We start from the raw sequence: 18,143 nt of genomic DNA, 5'->3' as shown, positions 1-18,143 counted from the left end.
CGCCGAGGTGGAAGCGCTGAAAAAGGCAAGAACAGCAGCATCCAAAAGCGATATATCCTGCTGAAGCAGCGAGAAGCGCATATTGAAGGAGAAAAGCGCGGGTCGCACCCGCTCCTTAATTGCGCAACTTACAGGTTGGCCGCGCCGAACCCGAGCGAGAGAAAGCTTTGGAACATTGTACGGGTAACGTCGGCGACGGTAGCCATGGCGAGAATTTTCGGGAGGTCAGATGCGCCGGAGTTTTCCTCCGCCGGAAAATATCGGCGGTCCATATATATATTCGCAAATTGCCGGATCTCAGGCTCGCTATGATGTACAATGATGATCCCGCTGTGCCGCTCGTCCTGGATGATATGATACATCCGGTCTTTGACGGCAGCCCGCTCTCCCTCGATGCACTGCATGAAGTTGAACCCATTGCAAACAAGCAGGCCAGTCAGCCCAAATCGTTCGCTATTCCGCCGGGTAACGTTCGTGATCGCAAGAAAATCCTGCTGATCCATGCCGGGTTTTACGGTGCTCACAAAAATGAGCGAGGTGATCGGACGAGGCGACACGCAAAACTTTCTCATGGCGGCTGTCTTCACAGCCGAGACATTGCCCGTCGCGATAGATAAGCGCATTGAATATGATTTGCGCTAACATAGATTAAGTTGCCGCCCCGTCATTCCACCGGCTGCTGGTCATCCAGGAGATCGGAAGAACCGTCGTCAGACCGCTCGGAATCCACCAGCCGCTCGACATGATCCTCTGGCGATACGTCAAACGCCTCCCCGGTCGGCGCTCTGGTCGGCTTCTCACCGGCCCCACCGGCTGCTTCCGGCTTCCCGATCATGTCCATCAGCTGCGGCGGCCCGTTATCGAACCGCAGCCGGTAGATCGGCTCCGGCAAGGCAAAGCCGGCCTCTTCCAAAGCATTTTTGGTGACCCGGATCGCCGCGCCCCGCGCCTTGTGGAAATCGCTCTGGCGCTGGTCGATCCAGCCGTGGAAGGCGATCAATATATTGGAATCGCCGACTTCCCTGATCTCGGCCGTTGCTTCGGGATCGTCCAGAACGAAAGCCTGACCGTTGATCGCGCGAAGCCCCGTTTCGATGGCTGCGGCAGGATCGTCGTCGGCATCGACGCCCAGTACAAAACTGAACCGGCGCTGCGGATTGCGCGTGAAGTTCAATATTTCCGCCTTGAACACTGTCGCATTGGGAATGCGCAGGTGATTGCCGTCCAGCGTCATCAAGATCGTCGCCCGCGAAGTCAGCCGCACCACGCGCCCTTCCTGTTCGCCCACCCGGACATGATCGTTGGCCCGGAACGGCTGGCGGATACTCAGCATGATGCTCGACATGTAATTGTCGACCGTATCGCGAAGAGCAAAGCCGACTGCCAGCCCGATCACGCCGGCTCCGCCAAGTACCGCGCCCAGCAAGGCGGTCGCATTGAGGATGTCTAGGCCGACAAATATCCCGACCATGATGAACAATATGCGGACAAAACCGGAAATCAGTTCGGCCAGAAAGATGTTCGGCGTCACGCGTTTCCAGAAGGTCATGCGCGAAGCGAAGAAATGCCCCAACAGGCCGATGACAATGGCGGCGAGAAAGGCGACCCCGATTAGCGGTAGCGCCGACAGGAAATTTTGCATGCTGGCGCTGAATTTGTCGACCACCGGTTCGACATTTCTACCGACTGAAAGGTCGCGCTCAAATTGCGATTCCACCGTGACAACACCCGATACGCGTTGTGCTATGGCTTTCGCGCGTTCCGCCGAGGCGGTGTCGGCTATCGGCCCCGACAGGCGGACCACCCCGGCATCGACGGTGACGGCGACCCCTTCCAGCCCTTCGATTTCCCGGAAAATTCCGCGCAACCGGTCTGCGATCGCGACATCGTCGCTGCCGTCAACCACCGGATCGATGGCTGGCTCCGGCTCATCAACCGTCTCGGTCAGCGGAACCTGCGCGCGGGCCTCGAACAGCGGAGCAAGACCGGTAGAAAGCGGAGCAGCGACGACCGCCAGAAACAGCGCGGTCAGGAGCCAGCGATATAGGGGCATATTATTCCAATCAGCAACATTCGCATACGCCACTGCATAGCAAAGGTTCCTGCCGACGGGAAAAATTTAGTTTGGAACCGACGGGCACGTCCGATGTTGGTTGTTCATATATAACGCAAAACGAGGTTGATATGACAAATAACGCTTCCACGGACATTTTGAATGACGTTTTGGAAACACTGATCGATTCCACGCATGGCTACGAGAAAGCAGCCGAGATTGCGGACCGGACCACGTTCAAGAATTTCTTCTCCCGCCGCGCGGCATCTCGCCGGGCGATGGCCGCTGCGGTGCGTGAGGAAATCACGAAATCCGGCGGCACGCCGGAAAGCGACGGCACCATTCTGGCGTCCGCCCACCGCGTGTTCATGGACTTGAGCGCTGCCGTCCAGGACAATGACGAAGCGGCGATCGAGGCGGTCGAAACCGGCGAGGAATATCTGCGCAAGAAGTTTGAAAAGGCGCTTATCCAGGATGACCTGTCGGTGTCGGCCAAAGCATTGCTGCGCAATTACCAGGGAGAACTGCGGGCGGACGGTCGTCTGATCGACCATCTCGAAGAAGCAACCTCCTGAACGCGCGGTTGATCACATAATATTTAAACAAGGGAATTTATCATGGAATATGGAATTGTTGGACTTCTGATTTTGGCTCTCGACATCTGGGCGCTGCTGAGCGTCTGGGGAAGCGGCTCCTCGACTGGTGCCAAGATCATCTGGTCGCTGATCATCTTGATCTTGCCGGTAATCGGCCTGATCCTTTGGTTCTTCGTCGGACCAAGAGGCTCCGCACGGGCAATCTAGTCGTCGAATTTATCTGAACGAACGCATCAAGCCCCGACATGCATCCCTTGTGGATGGGTGGCGGGGCTTTTGCTATATATTCCGCGCGCGGTTCGAACGCGACATCGGGAGGCGAGTATGACAACAGACTCATCCAGCACGGAACTGGCCAGCGAACGCACGGACCTCGCCGAGGACCGCACCGAATGGGCCGAAGATCGTACGATCATGGCCAACGAACGGACTTTTGCCGGCTGGATGCGCACAGGTCTGGCAGCGGTCGGGATCGGACTCGGCTTCAATGCGCTCTTTGGCAAACTTGAACCCTTCTGGGTGCCCAAGGCCATCGCGACCTTGTTCATGATCATCGGTATCTTCATTTTCTGGGTTGCCCAGCGCAATGGCTGCGCCGTCCAGGACCGGCTCAATTCGCATCATGCAACACCGGTAAAGCCATACAATATGCGAATCGTTTCCGGCCTGATGGCGTCAGGCGCCCTGGCCTTGATTGTGGCGATCTGGACAATGGACTTTGCCGGCTGATCCCTAGCACGGTTGCAACCATTTGGTCGCTCGTCGGTAGATCATATGAATGTCATAAAGATTGAAGGAGCATGACGTGCGTTACATCATCAGAACCATCGCGGCCGGAGCCATTTCGGTAGCAGCCAGAATCATCATCAAGAAAATCCAGGAAAAGAAACAGCCGGACACCAACGAAACCACTGCATAACAGTCGCAGTGATTATTCAGGTGCTTTTTCCCAGACCGTTTACATGATTCCTGCAAAAACATCATCGGCCCGCCTTGGGTCGAGGATGTCATTCTCCGAGAGCCAGGCTTCGACCGCTCCGATATCAGCTGTCTGATAGGGCCTGAGCTCCCGACCCGGGCTGTTTAAAGCCTCGATCGTCTTAATCAGCGAATTTGTCCTCTCCATAGACTCGCGAACAACGTCGACTTCCTGCCCCAGATGCTCAGCCAGCAAATCATTCCTGACGCGGGCGATCTGGGCTGGCACCGTGCCATCGGCGATCACCGACGCGTCAATCGCAACATCGCATTCGCTGTCAAAGCCGAGCGACCGGTTGTTGAAGTTTGACGAGCCTATGCGGATATACCGGTCATCAATGATCAATATCTTCGCGTGGACATATATCGGCGTTCCGGCCTCGTTGAACGGGTGAAACATCCGGAAACGGTCATATTTGTCGCGCGCTCTCAACGCTTCCACCAGACGGGCACGCGTTGAATCCATGATCTCGGACTCGAGCCAGCCCTCTGCGCTTTCCGGATTGATAATGATCACTTCCGGGCCGTCCGGTTCCGACAGGCGAGCGGCGATGGCGGCGGCGATCTTCGCCGAAGCAAAATACTGACTTTCGGCATAGATATGATCCTGGGCTGCGGCGATCAAATCGACGCAAAGCGCTTCAATCTCGTGCACGCCCTGTTGATCATCCATTTCCGGTAAAGTTCTGGCGATTGCAATCGGGCAATCGGTAAAGTCCGGATCGAGATTGGCGGGCCAGCAATCATCCTTTGCCGTAACCCTTTTGGTCTTCTTCCCGCCGGCAGCACGCCAGTGCTGCACGGCATATTCCGCAAGCGCGCTCGCGACCTTGCCCTGAACGACCATCGCCGCGTCATGCCAAGGTCCGGCATCATGGCCGTCCGGTTGCAGCCGATGGTCGTGATTATCCTCGTGCGCCCGCGTATCCCAGCGATTGTTGGTGACATCGATACCGCTGCAAAAGGCTGTGTCCTCGTCGATCACGATAACTTTCTGATGATGAGCCGCCCCTACCGGATGATGGGAATCGAGCTTGAAATGCACCCGGGGATGGAAATACCATCGGATCAGCGTCATCAGCCCGTTGACCCGGAAGAAGGATTTCAAAGCCCCCGTATCCCAGCGCAGCACATAGATATCGAGATCCCGGTTTTTCTCGAGCAACCAGTCGAAATAGGCACCGATCCTGAGGGGCCCGTCCGGCTCCTCATCGGTATCGTGCATTTCGACCCGTTCGTCGAAATCCCAGCCGAGAAGCATGATACGCTGTTTGGCCTGCGCCAGCGACTTTCGCACCGCCCGGAAGTAATTTTCGCCATCGATCAGAACGGCAGAACGGTCTGCATGCTCGACACGCCAGCAATTTTGCCCTGGCTTGAATAATTTCGACATAGGCGATCAACCTTTCCCGCAGGATAGAGTTCCCGTTGCCAGACCCATATGCAACCAATTTGTTACTTGCGCGTTTAATGCGCATGAATAATCAAGTAGATCAATCGCTTAATACCCTCCAGATATTGGCTGCACAATTGCGCTCCATGTGGGAGGGGCTGGTCAGTCTCCTGCCCAATCTGGTTATCGCCATTTTCCTTATAATATCAACGTGGATCGTCGCGAGATTTGCTACTAAAATCGCAGATCGCCTGACCGCGAGGACGGCGATGCGTCCGTCTCTGCGCGAACTGGTGGACACGCTGGTGCGAATTGCAATCTGGACGGTGGGCCTGCTTATCGCGTTGACGATCCTGCTGCCCGATCTGACGCCCGGAAGCCTGATCGCCGGTCTTGGCGTCGGCACGGTCGCTATCGGCTTTGCCTTTCAGGATATTTTCGAGAATTTTCTCGCCGGCATATTGATCATGGTGCGGGAGAAAATGCGGATTGGCGATTATATTTCCTGCGAAGGGATTGAAGGCAAGGTGGAACAAATCCTGCTGCGGGAGACGCATATCAGAAAGCTGTCGAACGAGCTGACGATTGTGCCGAATTCCATATTGTTCAAAAATCCGGTCGAGATTCTGACCGATCTCGATCGCCGGCGCCATGAAGTCGTGGTTGGCGTTTCCTATGACACCGACTTGGAGGAAGCGCGCGATGTCATTCGCACCGCCGTGGAATCATCCGGTACCACCGACGACCGAAAACCGGTCGACATATTTGCTTGTGAATTCAATTCCAGTTCTATCGATTTCAAGCTGCGCTGGTGGTCCGGTTCGGCGCAGCGCGACATGCACGAAAGCCGCGATCTGGTGATCCGTGCGGTCAAACGGGCGCTGGACGATGCCAATATTGAAATCCCCTTTCCCTATGTCACCCATACTTTCAAAGAGGCCATACCGGTGGCCGCGCAGGCAGAATGATGTTAATCTCAGACAGTCAACCGGCGCCGGGACATGTGCAGTCTCCGGCAAATATCGGCGGTGCAACGAGGAGAAATTCGATGTCTGGTTCGTGGTCCTTTCAGAATCAGCTCGGATCGGTAAACGCCAGACTCGATAACGGCACCCGGATCTGCCTGCGTCGTGTCCGCCAATCGGATCTGGGCGAAATCGAGAAAGGTATCAGCCAGCTATCCGACCAGAGCCGCTATTTGCGCTTCTTCTCGGGCTCAAAAACCATGCCGCCGACCGTCGTCGAACGGCTGGCGAGCGCGGACGGTATCACGCATCTCGCATGGGGCGTCATCAACATGGACGAGGAAGGCCATCCGCCGATCGCGGCCGCCCATGTTTTCCGCGAAGCGGAATCCAGCGACACCGGCGAGTTCGCCATAGCGGTTCTGGACCCCTATCACGGACTGGGCGTCGCCCGGATCCTGATGACGGCGTTGCTTCTCGACTGCTATTGTGAAGGCCTGCGACAATTGCGGATCGACATATTGCGCGACAACAAGAAGGCCTACCGCCTGATCCGGTCGGTCGGCGCGACGCCTAGCGTGATGGAAGGATCGGTAGCCCAATATAATCTGGTGATCAAAGATGCCATCAGCGCCCTGCAAGCGATGGATCGCCCGAACGCGATACCCGATATTATCGACGCTTTCTCGGCCGGCTGAACGGCGGGCCAAGGCCTCCGAACATAGAAAAATATTTCACAATCCGGGAACCAACTGGCGGGTGCCGAGTTAAAAGCAGTAATCGATGGGCGATGTTCGAATTCACCTTCGACCCAAAGGTTTGCGCCGGATGAGACGATTACGACGAGTAGAGTATGTCGTTTATCGCTTCATCCGGTCTTTCATTTGGCGCTATCGACATGGCCAATTATTCGTCGCAGCAATCGGCGACCTTTTGCGACCTTGCCTTCAAATCTTTCGTGTCGGCCTTGTGGACGATTGTATCGAGCGCCCTTGCCAGCGCGTTGCGGGACGCATCTGCAGCGGCGGATGCAAACAGGTCGGGCCATGACTGGGCCAGGGCCAGCAGGCAGAGCTGAACGCGCTGCTGCACCTCCACAATGCCGGCCCCATCCCGCGCGATCTTGATGAAGAAATCGGTGAACAGGTCCTCTACCGCTATTTCCGGGCCGTGCACTCTCGAATATTTGGCTTCCTTTGGTTCGGCGCTGGCTTCTGCCAGAACTTCGAAGCAACGCAGACCGCTGTCCAGCACCGAAATCGCCGTACCGGGATCGTTCACCGCGGGGGACAATGCCCGTGAGGCAATCTCGGACAATACCACAAGTCCGAAGCGGGGATCCTGGTCGAAGCTGCGATCATGCTCGACCAATATGCTATCGCGAAACGGCTGCATATCGGCTGCTTTCGCTCCCTCGCCAGAAAGATACAGCAGTGGCCGAGCCGGATAGATCAATTTGCCCGGATGGATGATCAGATGGACGGTGACATCCTGTTGACTCGCGGTTTCCTGCAGCTGGCCCATGTCGATCGACGTCACCACACCGCTGGCGATGTCACAGCGGACCGGTAAAGCATCCTCCGGAACCTCAACCGGCGGCTGCGCATTCAGATATGGATGCTGGCCATGCCAGCGCAACGCTTTCGAGGTGGCCTGCTCGACCCGCTCGATAAGGTCGTTCATCCGCCCGAACGTCGACAGCTGCTGAATCCAGTTGATCAGGGTGCCGGAAATAATCACAATCACGGCAATCGTCGCGAAGAACAGGATGATCCGGCCCTGGTCGTCATAATAGCCGGCGGACAGTCCGATAATCCCGACGATGCTGAACAGAAATGTACCCAGAAAGGTCGACAAGGCATTTTGCGACCGGTCATCGGCAAGCATGAGAGCGATGGTCCGGGGTGTCGCGGTGCTGGTCGCCGAACCATAAGCCGACACCATGATCGACACGGAAAATGCGATGACCGCCAACATGCTTGACGCGAGGATCGTCAATATATCCCCGACCGACCCACTGGCTATCTCGAGATCCGCTTCATAGGGGATCAACGGTCCCACCCATTCTGCCGCGGCAGCCGCTGCGATCGCACCGACACTGAACAGCATCGCCCGGAACCAGATTTTCTCTGGCAGCCGCGATATATATCTCCTCAGGACCAATAGCATGAGCCGCTCTCTTTCAACCGCGCGATCCGGCACACTACCAGCGCCCTGTTTTCCATTCCGAACATCTATCGCGGATAGCGGCTTTTTCATAGCCCCGCCAGCGCGGCTTCCCGCCTTGCAAAAACCGCCAGCCAGAAGAGCCACTCAAAGAGGCGAAAACGGCAGATAAGGTCTTTAATTTCGGTATGATCGGCATTAGGCAGCGTAGCTACGGATTTTGCCTTCAACATCAAACGACAGGAAAGAATATGCTCGGCATGAAAACGGTAGGCGCGGTACTGGCTTTGACGGTTTTGACCGCAGGCTGCTCGGGTGGTAGCTCCGATCCCGCCGAGCCAGTTTCCGAAGCGGCTTCAGCGGCACATAGCGGTCCGCCAGCCACTGCCGATACCGCGGTTACCTACGCGAGCCTGACCGGTGATGCTGCCTCCGGCAAGGCCACTTTCATGCAGTGCCGCACCTGCCATGTCGTCGATCCGGGAATGAACCGGATCGGCCCGTCGCTGGCCAATATCGTTGGACGGGAAGCCGGCACGGTCGCGGGGTTTAATTATAGCAGGGCCAATGCCGAGAGCGGCATCACCTGGACCGAGGAAAAGCTGTTCCAGTTTCTGGAAAAACCACAGCAGGTCATTCCCCAGACCAAGATGATCTTTGCCGGCATGCCGGATGCGCAGAAACGCGCGGATGTGATCGCCTATCTCAAGAACCCGGGCTGATTAGGCTTTCCAGCATCCGGCCAGATGGTCGTCGGTCATCCCGATCGCCTGCATATAGGCATAGATGATAGTGCTGCCGACAAAACTCATGCCGCGCTTTTTCAGCGCTTTGGATATTGTATCGCTGACCAGTGACGTGCTTGCCATTTCCGAAAAATGCCTGGGCCGGTTTACCGGCGGCGGCCCGTCCAGATGGCCCCAGAGCCAGGCATCGAAACTGCCATATTCCGCCTGTATCTCCAGAAAGGCCCGCGCGTTCTTGCGGACGGAGTAAATTTTCAGCCGGTTGCGAATGATGCCGGAATCCTCGCGCAGGGCTTCCAGTTCGTCATCACCCGTTGCCGCGCACCGCTCAATATCAAAGCCGTGAAAGGCGCGGCGATAGCCGTCGCGTTTGCGCAGCACTGTTTCCCAGCTCAGGCCCGCCTGCGCACCCTCCAGGATCAGATTTTCGAAAAGCAACCGGTCGTCGTGCACCGGCACGCCCCATTCCCGGTCGTGATAGTCGCCGTAAAATTCCTTGCCCGCCTGCCCGCCGAAGCAGCGGTGCTTCCCGTCCGTTCCGATCACCGTCATAAGACAGGAATAACCGCTGTTGATGAGTCCGACAATTTTATTCGGCAGGCTGGAATTCCGGTCCATCTCCCCGGTCCGGTGCCCACCAGCCGATACGGCGCTTGATCCGGTTCAGCACCCGGGGCAGCGGCGCATTGCGGTCCATCCATTCGGCATATTCCTTATAGGCCGGGTCGCTGAGCAGATGTTTTTCCTCGGTCTTGGCGCGCCAGTAATAGACGCCGCTGACCGCCGCTATCAGCACCGTATTGCGCACGAAATCGGTGACACTGCCGGAGGTCACCAGAAACGGCATAGTGGCGAGCCACCAATAGGCGTTTTTCGCAACATAGGCAGGATGCTTGGTCCAGCTGTAGGGACCGTGGGTCAGGATGCCGCGATGGGTGAGGTTGGAGAAGCGCAGGCCAAATGCGACCGTCGCCCATGCGTAGATAGCGGTCAGGAAAACGAGCAGGCCACCCCAGATCCAGAGGAGGGTGGACTGGCCGGCAAGCCAGTAGGACCAGTCGGCGGTGTTGACATGATAGTTGAGCGGACCGTCTTCGCCCATGAGGATGAACGGCGGATAGCAGATCAGCGCCGCGACCCAGCCGGCCATATAGGGGTTAGCGGTGCGAATATGCGCATCGAGAGGTTTCATCGTCAGCAGATAGCCCACCGTAGCAAATTGTACGTCGACAACGAACATCGCGATAATCAGCCAATGGGCGATCGCCACAGGATTGCTCGCCAGTCCATCGAGATCCAGCCGGACCAGATCGGCAAAGCCGCCGGGCACGATCGACAGCATGAACGCCAGAAAAAAGCCCTTCACGGCCCAGGCGCGGAGATGGTGGTAGATCTGCTGCCGGTCGAACTCGCTTCTCCGGCCGGTTAGCAGCTGGCCAAAATGCCAGGCGCCGTCACGCGGTTCGACGGCAAAGCGGTCCATGAACAGGACATAGGGGATCGACAGCACGAACAGCCATGGCGCCGCTGCTTCCATTATTTCCATCGAAAATTGATATTGACCGGTCCAGTACCAGCGTCCGACGCAGTAGATGGTCCCAATTATACCCCAGGTTGCCCAGAGGCCGGCGAGCTTTACCAGGCTGATGTCAAAAGTTTCTTTGAGCGCTTTGGGCTTGTCCCAGTCCATGCCGGTGGACGGCCGCAGATGTACCTTGTCCTTCAGCAGGGACCAGATCACCATCGGCACCGCACAAGCTAGACAGGCGGCGAGCGCGGAATAGGGGCCGGCCAGACCATATTGGCGGGCGATCAGGACCCAGCAAGCCAAACCGAGCAGGCCGGCAATGCCCACACCATGGGAAACCGCCGACTGCGGGCGCGGGTCATCGCCTTTCGATTTTCGTCCAAACATGCGCCCGCCTTAACCAATAATGGTAATCAAGCGATGAACAGGACAATTCAAGGGTAAAAAAGCTCGGATTGGCCTAGGAAAATGGCCTGGGCTCCCCTATAATGACCTGTAAGGACGAGTGGTATAAACTTGATGGTAAAACACGGGAAACTCATGAAAAATATTGGACTTTCGCTTTCGATCGCAATCTTCATGGCTTCCTGCACCAATGGAGAAAATGCACAGGCGAATGGTGGCGCTTCGACAGAAACGCAGGCGCTGGCCGATATTTCTCCGGTGGATCGCAAGCCTTTCGAGACCACCGCAATTGCCAGCTTCGACGAACCCTGGGCGATGACCTTTCTCCCAGATGGCCGGATGCTGGTGAGCGAAAAAGCGGGAAAACTGCAGCTGGTTGATGCCGAAGGGAAGAAAACCGAAATCAGCGGTGTTCCCGAGGTCGCATATGGCGGTCAGGGCGGCTTTGGCGATATTGTGCTCGCGCCCGATTTCGCGACCAGCAATATGGTCTATCTGAGCTGGGTCGAAGAAGGCGAAGACGACACCAGAGGCGCAGTGGTTGCCCGCGCAAAGCTGGTTCTCTCCGGCGAGAAACCGGCGTTGAAAAATCTCAAGACCGTCTGGACGCAAAAGCCGAAGGTGACCGGGAACGGGCATTATTCTCATCGCATCGCCTTTTCACCCGACGGCGAATATCTCTTCATTGGCTCCGGCGACCGGCAGAAATTCGACCCTGCGCAGGATATGACAGCCAATCTCGGCAAGATTGTCAGGCTCTACCCCGATGGCAGCGTCCCCAAGGACAATCCCTTTGTCGACCAGGACGGCGCGCTGCCGGAAATCTGGTCTCTGGGCCATCGCAATATTCTCGGCCTCGCCTTCGACAGCGAAGGGCGCCTGTGGAATCAGGAAATGGGCCCGAAAGACGGCGATGAGCTGAATCTTGTGCAGCGGGCCGCCAATTACGGCTATCCGATTGTTTCGGAAGGCGATCATTATGACGGGCGGAAAATCCCCAATCATGACACGCGCCCGGAATTCGAGGCTCCAAAAGTTGCCTGGGTGCCGACGATCGCGCCCAGCGGGCTGATCTTCTATTCCGGCGATCTGTTCCCGGCATGGAAGGGCAGCGCCTTCATCGGTGGTCTCGCCAGCCAGGCGCTGATCCGTGTCAGCTTCGACGGCGACAGCGCCAAGGAGGCCGAGCGCTTTCTGATGGGCAATCGTATCCGTGAAGTGGAACAGGGACCCGACGGCGCGATCTATGTGCTGGAAGACGGCGAAGGCGGCCAGTTGCTGAAACTCACCCCGGCCAAATAGCCTCCACTACAGCATAACTATTGCGAAGCGGCGGTCGTCGTCCCGGACAGATCGCTCAGAAAACGGCGGACGCGTTTGGCGTTTGCGCCAATGTCATGCACGCCGACGCGGCTGACCGAGCGCATGTCGATAATGCTCGACGCCCCGTTTTCTGCCGAGCGGGCCCGAATGACGATGTCATCCTTGAACCGGAACAGCGAGATCGTGTCGGTTGCTTCAAGATTGCCGGAGGCCGGATCGACACTGACAATTTCCCAGCCGCGATCTTCGGCCAGCCTTTTGGCTTTTTCGATCACCACCGCGACCGGCTGATCGATGCGGACCGACCGGATGTCGGGATAGGCGTCCTGATGCACCGTCGCCCAGCGCTGGCGCGGGTTCATCCCGCGCATGTCGCTGTCATCCGCTCCCGGGATATTGTCCCAATTGTCATCGCGCAGCGTCAGCGCGGTAAACTGCGGCGGATCGGCAAGATCGGTGGTAATGTCATGAATGGCAGGCAGCGTGGCAATCGCCACTACATAGGGAATCCAGAATACGAGGAAGCCGAGCGTCGCGACCATTCCCAGCCCCAGCAGAGGCCAGCGGGTCTTGCGCCCCTTGCGCCGGTTCAGCACGATGAAGATGATCGCGAGGATCAGCGTGAGAACGGCCACCAATATGATCCAGGGTATCGCAGCCAGACCGGCCTGCCAGCCCCAGAGGCCAAAGCCGCCGCCAGCAGCAGCAATAAGGAAAGCCAGAGGAGCGCCGAGGCCGAGCACAAGGATAAGCCAGCCCTTGGGATCCCGGCGCAGCGCGCCCAGCCTGGCCGGCTTTGCTGACGCGGCGGCGCTGGGCGTATCGCCCTTCGATGGTTTTACTGGCTCATTCTGGTCCGACACGCGCAAACTCCCTTAACAGATCAATCTTTTAGCTGGCGCAATCCAATCATGCAAATGCAACCTATACGGCTCGACTTTTGCCGCAAAGCGGAGTAGCGCGCGCTTTTCCTGATTATACGAGACCAACGACTTGACCAGCATCATTCCTCTTGCCGAAATCGATCCGCAACTTGTCGAAGCGTTGCTTGACGCCGCTTTCGGCATGGATCGACACGACCGCACCGCCTATCGGCTGCGCGAAGGCATGGATATGCTTGAGGGGCTGTCGCTGGCCGCGGTGGATCAGGAACAGCATGAATTGCTCGGCTCGATCCAGTGCTGGCCAATCGCCCTGACTGATGAAGAGGGCAAGAAGCACCCGATGATCATGGTCGGCCCGGTGGCGGTTTACCCGGATTTCCAGCGCGAAGGGATCGGCCGTGCGATGATGACGGCGCTGCTGCAGGAAATCCAGCCCAATGACCCGCTGCCGCTGGTGATGATCGGCGACCCGGAATATTATGAGCGCTTCTTCGGATTTTCTGCCGAAGGAACGGCGGGATGGACGCTGCCGGGGCCGTGGGAACCCTCGCGCTTGCTCGTACGCACCAGCGCAGCTCAGGCCTTGCCGAAGACCGGCACGCTCGGTCCCTGGACGAGATAAACAGTCTAAGCCTTTACAGAAATGCCGGCGGGCAATAGTCCCCTTGCATGCCCTATACGCCCCCACCCGAACTGGCCTCGCTCTCCATCGCGGAAATCGCGGAAATGGCCGAAGCACAGAAGCTGCCGCCCGTTGACCAGTGGGACCCGAAGGAGAGCGGCGACAGCGAGATGCGGATCGCCGCAGATGGTAGTTGGTATCATCAGGGTGATCCGATCCAGCGCCCGGCCATGGTGCGCGCCTTTTCCACCATCCTCCGCCGCGAAACGGATGGCAGCTATGCGCTGGTCACGCCCTATCAGAAGCTGAGCATCGAGGTCGAGGATGCGCCCTTTGTCGCCGTCGAACTGGAAAGCCAGGGCAGCGGCAAGGACCGCACGCTCGCCTTCCGCCTCAACACCGACCATCTGGTGGTCGCCGGTGCCGACCATCCGCTACGCTTTGGCGCCGACAAGCCGCAACCCTATCTGCAGGTTCGAAGGGCACTCGAAGCCGTACTGGCACGGCCGGTCTATTACGAACTGGTAGAGCTGGCGCTGGAAGAGAATGCCGATCCGCTCGGCATCTGGTCGTCCGGTGTGTTTTTCCCGATGGCGACCGATAAATGACCTTGCGCGACCGGCTGGAACAGGCGCTGGTGAAGGGGCATGAAAATGACCTCGACCATCTTCTCTACAACGAGCGGGACCATATCGACGATCTGAAGATCCTGCGCGACGCGGCGGTGCTGATCGCAGTGACCGACCGCCCCGATCCGGGCGTGATCTTCGTGCAGCGCCCGCAGCATATGCGCAACCATCCCGGACAAGTTGCCTTTCCCGGCGGCAAGATCGATCCCGGCGACCGCGATCCGATCGACGCGGCGCTCCGGGAGGCGCACGAAGAAGTCGCACTGGACCGCAGCCATGTCGATATCATCGGCCTGACCGACAGTTTCCAGTCCGGCAGCGGCTATAATATCCAGCCCGTGTTGAGCGTTATTCCGCCGGACCTCCCCTTCGTCCCTGACCCCGGCGAAGTGGAAAGCTGGTTCGAAGCCCCGCTCGAATTCCTGCTCGACCCGAAGAACCGGACCACGCACGAAGGCACATGGAACGGACGCAAGCGCCATTATTACGAGATTTACTGGAAGGATTATCGTATCTGGGGGATTACCGCGGGCATATTGAACAATCTGGGAAAGAGGCTGGACTGGTGACGAGGACAATACCGCCGGCAGAGTGGACACAAAGGCCCGGTCTCGCGGAATTGATCGCCGCGCTGGATGGCAAGGCGCGCTTTGTCGGCGGCGCCGTGCGCGACACGTTGCTGGGCCTGTCGGTCAAGGATATCGATGTCGCCACCCCGCTGCTGCCGGAGGATGTGATGGAACGGCTTGCGGCCGTGTCCGTTAAAACCGTTCCCACCGGCATAGCCCATGGCACTGTCACCGCCGTGCTGCCCGATGGCCCCGTCGAAATCACCACGCTGCGGCGCGATGTCTCAACCGATGGCCGGCGGGCAACCGTAGCCTTCAGCGATGACTGGAAAGAGGATGCGGCGCGCCGGGATTTCACGATCAACGCCCTGTCCGCCGATCCCGGCACGCTGGAAGTGTTCGACTATTTCGGCGGTCTGGACGATCTGGAAAATCTGCACATCCGCTTCATCGGTTCGGCCGCCGAACGGATCGCGGAAGACCATTTGCGGATCATGCGCTATTTCCGCTTTCTCGCGCGCTTCGGCCAGCATCAGGTCGATAGCGAGGCCTTTGCAGCCTGCACCGCTGCGGCAGCGAAGCTTGAGACGCTTTCCCGCGAGCGGGTGGCGGACGAGTTGTTGAAACTACTCGCCACCGGAGACCCGCGATTTGCCGTCAGCCAGATGCTGGACGCCGGGATTTTCCGGCATATTTTCGAGCCCCTCGATTCAAACGCCGGGGACATGGTCGATCGTCTGGTCGAGCGCGAGCAACGGCATCATGTCGAGCCCCTTGCGATCCGGCGGCTGGTGGCGCTGCTGCCCAAGGAGGCGGACAAGGCGAGCCATATTGCCAAGGGCCTGAAACTGTCGAAGAAACAGCAGAGAGCGATCGGCGAACGGCTTCTGGCCGCGCAAGGAGGCCAGGCCGGTGGCCCCGAAACGGGTCTCGCCGATATTCGCGGCTTCGCTTATCGCACCAGTGTGGACAGCGCCCGCGATGCCGCACTCCTGTTCGCCGACGACACCGCTTTGCCTAAACTTCTGGATGCACTCGACGGGTGGCAACCGCCGGTCTTTCCGCTGACCGGTGGCGACCTGATCGCCCAAGGATTGAAGCCGGGACCGCTCGTTGCGAAAACCCTCGCCAAAATCGAGACAGCCTGGATCGCGCAGGGGTTTCCAGACGAAGCATGGATCCGGAAATTCATCAAGGAACAGGCCTTGACGCGCCTGCCCTGAACCGGAAAAACCGGCAGGGACAAAATTGATATTTGCGGCGGAAAAAACTATCTAGAACAGATGCCGATAAGGAGAGACGAACCATGACGGACAATGCAGAAAACAAGGACCTGGTCGAGTTGATCCCCTCTCCGCGCAGCGATGCGCCCACCCATTGCACGGCAGCCGAATATGACCGGCTCTATCAGGAGAGCATCAGCGATCCCGACAGTTTCTGGTCACGCCAGGCAGAGCGTCTCGACTGGCAGACAGCTCCCGGCAAGATAGCCAACTGGTCCTTCGATCCGGTCTCGATAAAATGGTATGAAGACGGCATTTTGAACATCTGCCACAATGCGGTCGACCGCCATGTCGCGGCCGGCAAGGGCGATGTCACCGCCCTGATTTTCGAACCCGATGACCCCAAGGCGCCCTGCCGCGCGATCAGCTATGCCGAATTGCAGGCAGAAGTCATCAAAATGGCCAACAGCCTGAAAAATCTCGGCGTCCAGAAAGGCGACCGGGTCACTATCTATATGCCGATGATCCCCGAAGGCGCGATCGCCATGCTCGCCTGCGCCCGTATCGGCGCTATTCACAGCGTGGTTTTCGGTGGTTTCTCTCCCGACGCGCTGGCCGGACGGATCGAGGATTGCGACAGCAAGTTCGTGATTTGCGCGGACGGTGGATTGCGCGGCGGCAAGCCGGTGCCGCTGAAGGCCAATGTCGATGCGGCGCTGGAAAAAGTGTCGGTCGATGCCGTATTGGTGATCAATCATACGGATAGCGATGTCGCCATGACCGAAGGGCGTGATCACTGGTATCATGGAATCTCGGCCGCCGTCCCCGCGGATTGCCCCTGCGAGCCGATGAACGCCGAAGACCCCCTCTTCATCCTCTATACGTCCGGCTCGACCGGCAAACCCAAAGGCGTCTTGCACACCACCGGTGGCTACGCGGTCTGGGTGGCGACCACTTTCCACTATGCATTCGACTATCAGCCGGGCGAGGTCTTCTGGTGCTCGGCCGATATCGGCTGGGTTACGGGCCACAGCTATATCGTCTACGGGCCGCTGATCAACGGCGCCACCGAGATCATGTTCGAGGGCATTCCCAACTATCCCGACCATGGTCGCTTCTGGGAAGTGGTCGAAAAGCACAAGGTGAATATCTTCTACACCGCGCCGACCGCGATCCGCGCCCTGATGCGCGAAGGCGACGGACCGGTGAAGGCCCATGACCGCTCCTCGATCCGCCTGCTCGGCACCGTCGGCGAGCCGATCAATCCGGAAGCCTGGCGCTGGTATTATGACGTGGTCGGCGAAGGCAAGTCCCCGATCGTCGATACCTGGTGGCAGACCGAAACCGGCGGCATCATGATCACCACCCTGCCCGGCGCCCACGGCATGAAACCGGGCAGCGCTGGAAAGCCGTTTTTCGGCGTCCAGCCGCAGCTGGTCGATGGTGAAGGCAAGATACTGGAAGGCGCGACCGACGGAAATCTCTGCCTGATCGGCAGCTGGCCGGGCCAGGCGCGCAGCGTCTACGGCGACCATGAGCGGTTCATCCAGACCTATTTCAGCACCTATAAAGGCAAATATTTCACCGGTGACGGCTGCAAGCGGGACGGCGATGACTATTACTGGATCACTGGCCGGGTTGATGATGTGATCAATGTCTCGGGCCACCGCATGGGCACGGCGGAAGTCGAGTCGGCTTTGGTTTCCCATCCCAAAGTCGCCGAGGCGGCGGTCGTGGGCTATCCCCATGATATCAAGGGACAGGGCATCTATTGCTATGTCACGCTCAATGCGGGCGAGCCTTCATCTGATGAGCTGGTTGCCGAACTGCGGCTCCATGTGCGGAAGGAAATCGGTCCGATTGCCACACCCGACCATCTGCATCTGACCGCGGCCCTGCCAAAAACACGCAGCGGCAAGATCATGCGGCGTATCCTGCGCAAGATTGCCGAGAATGAACATGGTGCGCTGGGCGATACGTCGACGCTCGCCGATCCGAGCGTGGTCGATGCGCTGGTCGAGGGACGACTGAATAAATAACCGTGCTCCGCACTCGATGCGGAG

Annotated in this window: 19 protein-coding genes; 12 read left to right on the top strand and 7 right to left on the bottom strand. The window is 58.3% G+C overall.

Annotated elements, in window-relative coordinates; genetic code table 11:
* Positions 1-128: 128 nt before the first annotated feature.
* Complete coding sequence (locus CHN51_RS09010) at positions 129-572, bottom strand: BLUF domain-containing protein (RefSeq protein WP_164089078.1); 444 nt, start codon at positions 570-572, stop codon at positions 129-131.
* Positions 573-664: 92 nt separating this feature from the next.
* Positions 665-2,053: a mechanosensitive ion channel domain-containing protein gene (locus CHN51_RS09005; protein ID WP_100093718.1), complete on the bottom strand. Its 1,389-nt coding sequence runs from the start codon at positions 2,051-2,053 to the stop codon at positions 665-667.
* Positions 2,054-2,184: 131 nt separating this feature from the next.
* On the opposite strand from CHN51_RS09005, the gene CHN51_RS09000 reads away from it, so the two are divergent.
* The 3 genes from CHN51_RS09000 to CHN51_RS08990 all read left to right on the top strand — a co-directional run bounded on the left by CHN51_RS09000 (position 2,185) and on the right by CHN51_RS08990 (position 3,378).
* A complete protein-coding gene (locus CHN51_RS09000; protein ID WP_123906287.1) occupies positions 2,185-2,628 on the top strand; it encodes a PA2169 family four-helix-bundle protein in 444 nt (147 codons plus the stop codon).
* A 42-nt stretch (positions 2,629-2,670) separates the two neighbouring features.
* Positions 2,671-2,856 carry a PLDc N-terminal domain-containing protein gene (locus CHN51_RS08995; protein ID WP_100093716.1) on the top strand — a complete coding sequence of 62 codons (186 nt, stop codon included), beginning with the start codon at positions 2,671-2,673 and terminating at the stop codon, positions 2,854-2,856.
* 117 nt (positions 2,857-2,973) lie between these two features.
* On the top strand, positions 2,974-3,378 hold the full coding sequence (locus tag CHN51_RS08990) for a DUF202 domain-containing protein (protein WP_100093715.1): 405 nt from the start codon (positions 2,974-2,976) through the stop codon (positions 3,376-3,378).
* 229 nt (positions 3,379-3,607) lie between these two features.
* Here CHN51_RS08990 and CHN51_RS08985 read toward each other — a convergent pair whose 3' ends face one another.
* Complete coding sequence (locus CHN51_RS08985; protein ID WP_100093714.1) at positions 3,608-5,020, bottom strand: phospholipase D-like domain-containing protein; 1,413 nt, start codon at positions 5,018-5,020, stop codon at positions 3,608-3,610.
* A gap of 83 nt (positions 5,021-5,103) precedes the next feature.
* On the opposite strand from CHN51_RS08985, the gene CHN51_RS08980 reads away from it, so the two are divergent.
* Both CHN51_RS08980 and CHN51_RS08975 read left to right on the top strand, forming a co-directional pair.
* Entirely contained in the window at positions 5,104-5,988 is an 885-nt protein-coding gene (locus CHN51_RS08980) for a mechanosensitive ion channel (RefSeq protein WP_100095499.1), read from the top strand.
* 80 nt (positions 5,989-6,068) lie between these two features.
* Positions 6,069-6,683: a GNAT family N-acetyltransferase gene (locus CHN51_RS08975; protein WP_100093713.1), complete on the top strand. Its 615-nt coding sequence runs from the start codon at positions 6,069-6,071 to the stop codon at positions 6,681-6,683.
* A gap of 208 nt (positions 6,684-6,891) precedes the next feature.
* On the opposite strand, the gene CHN51_RS08970 is transcribed toward CHN51_RS08975, so the two are convergent.
* Complete coding sequence (locus tag CHN51_RS08970; RefSeq protein WP_164089077.1) at positions 6,892-8,154, bottom strand: DUF2254 domain-containing protein; 1,263 nt, start codon at positions 8,152-8,154, stop codon at positions 6,892-6,894.
* A gap of 248 nt (positions 8,155-8,402) precedes the next feature.
* Here CHN51_RS08970 and CHN51_RS08965 point away from each other — a divergent pair, with 248 nt between their 5' ends.
* Positions 8,403-8,873, top strand: coding sequence for a cytochrome c family protein (locus tag CHN51_RS08965; RefSeq protein WP_100093711.1), 471 nt, complete (start codon positions 8,403-8,405; stop codon positions 8,871-8,873).
* Here CHN51_RS08965 and CHN51_RS08960 read toward each other — a convergent pair whose 3' ends face one another.
* Complete coding sequence (locus CHN51_RS08960) at positions 8,874-9,515, bottom strand: DNA-3-methyladenine glycosylase I (protein ID WP_240616928.1); 642 nt, start codon at positions 9,513-9,515, stop codon at positions 8,874-8,876. It abuts the gene before it with no gap.
* Complete coding sequence (locus CHN51_RS08955; RefSeq protein WP_100093710.1) at positions 9,487-10,812, bottom strand: isoprenylcysteine carboxylmethyltransferase family protein; 1,326 nt, start codon at positions 10,810-10,812, stop codon at positions 9,487-9,489. The genes CHN51_RS08960 and CHN51_RS08955 overlap by 29 nt, the downstream gene beginning before the upstream one ends.
* 153 nt (positions 10,813-10,965) lie before the next feature.
* Between CHN51_RS08955 and CHN51_RS08950 the strand changes: the two genes are divergently transcribed.
* Positions 10,966-12,132 carry a PQQ-dependent sugar dehydrogenase gene (locus tag CHN51_RS08950; protein ID WP_100093709.1) on the top strand — a complete coding sequence of 389 codons (1,167 nt, stop codon included), beginning with the start codon at positions 10,966-10,968 and terminating at the stop codon, positions 12,130-12,132.
* 17 nt (positions 12,133-12,149) lie between these two features.
* On the opposite strand, the gene CHN51_RS08945 is transcribed toward CHN51_RS08950, so the two are convergent.
* Positions 12,150-13,016 carry a DUF1499 domain-containing protein gene (locus tag CHN51_RS08945; RefSeq protein ID WP_100093708.1) on the bottom strand — a complete coding sequence of 289 codons (867 nt, stop codon included), beginning with the start codon at positions 13,014-13,016 and terminating at the stop codon, positions 12,150-12,152.
* A gap of 130 nt (positions 13,017-13,146) precedes the next feature.
* Here CHN51_RS08945 and CHN51_RS08940 point away from each other — a divergent pair, with 130 nt between their 5' ends.
* The 5 genes from CHN51_RS08940 to acs all read left to right on the top strand — a co-directional run bounded on the left by CHN51_RS08940 (position 13,147) and on the right by acs (position 18,119).
* Positions 13,147-13,659 (top strand): N-acetyltransferase, encoded by a 513-nt coding sequence (locus tag CHN51_RS08940; RefSeq protein WP_100093707.1) that lies wholly within the window; start codon positions 13,147-13,149, stop codon positions 13,657-13,659.
* A 47-nt stretch (positions 13,660-13,706) separates the two neighbouring features.
* Positions 13,707-14,267 (top strand): DUF1285 domain-containing protein, encoded by a 561-nt coding sequence (locus CHN51_RS08935; protein WP_100093706.1) that lies wholly within the window; start codon positions 13,707-13,709, stop codon positions 14,265-14,267.
* Entirely contained in the window at positions 14,264-14,857 is a 594-nt protein-coding gene (locus tag CHN51_RS08930) for a CoA pyrophosphatase (RefSeq protein WP_100093705.1), read from the top strand. Before CHN51_RS08935 ends, CHN51_RS08930 begins: the two co-directional genes overlap by 4 nt.
* On the top strand, positions 14,854-16,080 hold the full coding sequence (locus tag CHN51_RS08925) for a CCA tRNA nucleotidyltransferase (RefSeq protein ID WP_100093704.1): 1,227 nt from the start codon (positions 14,854-14,856) through the stop codon (positions 16,078-16,080). The genes CHN51_RS08930 and CHN51_RS08925 overlap by 4 nt, the downstream gene beginning before the upstream one ends.
* A gap of 83 nt (positions 16,081-16,163) precedes the next feature.
* Positions 16,164-18,119, top strand: a complete 1,956-nt coding sequence (gene acs / locus CHN51_RS08920) for an acetate--CoA ligase (protein ID WP_100093703.1) — start codon at positions 16,164-16,166, stop codon at positions 18,117-18,119.
* Positions 18,120-18,143 lie beyond the last annotated feature (24 nt).

Source organism: Sphingorhabdus sp. YGSMI21, from assembly GCF_002776575.1.
In the GTDB taxonomy this organism is placed as follows: Bacteria; Pseudomonadota; Alphaproteobacteria; order Sphingomonadales; family Sphingomonadaceae; genus Parasphingorhabdus.
The sequence above is the reverse complement of the archived record's forward strand: the minus strand, read 5'-3'. Positions and strand labels throughout refer to the sequence as shown.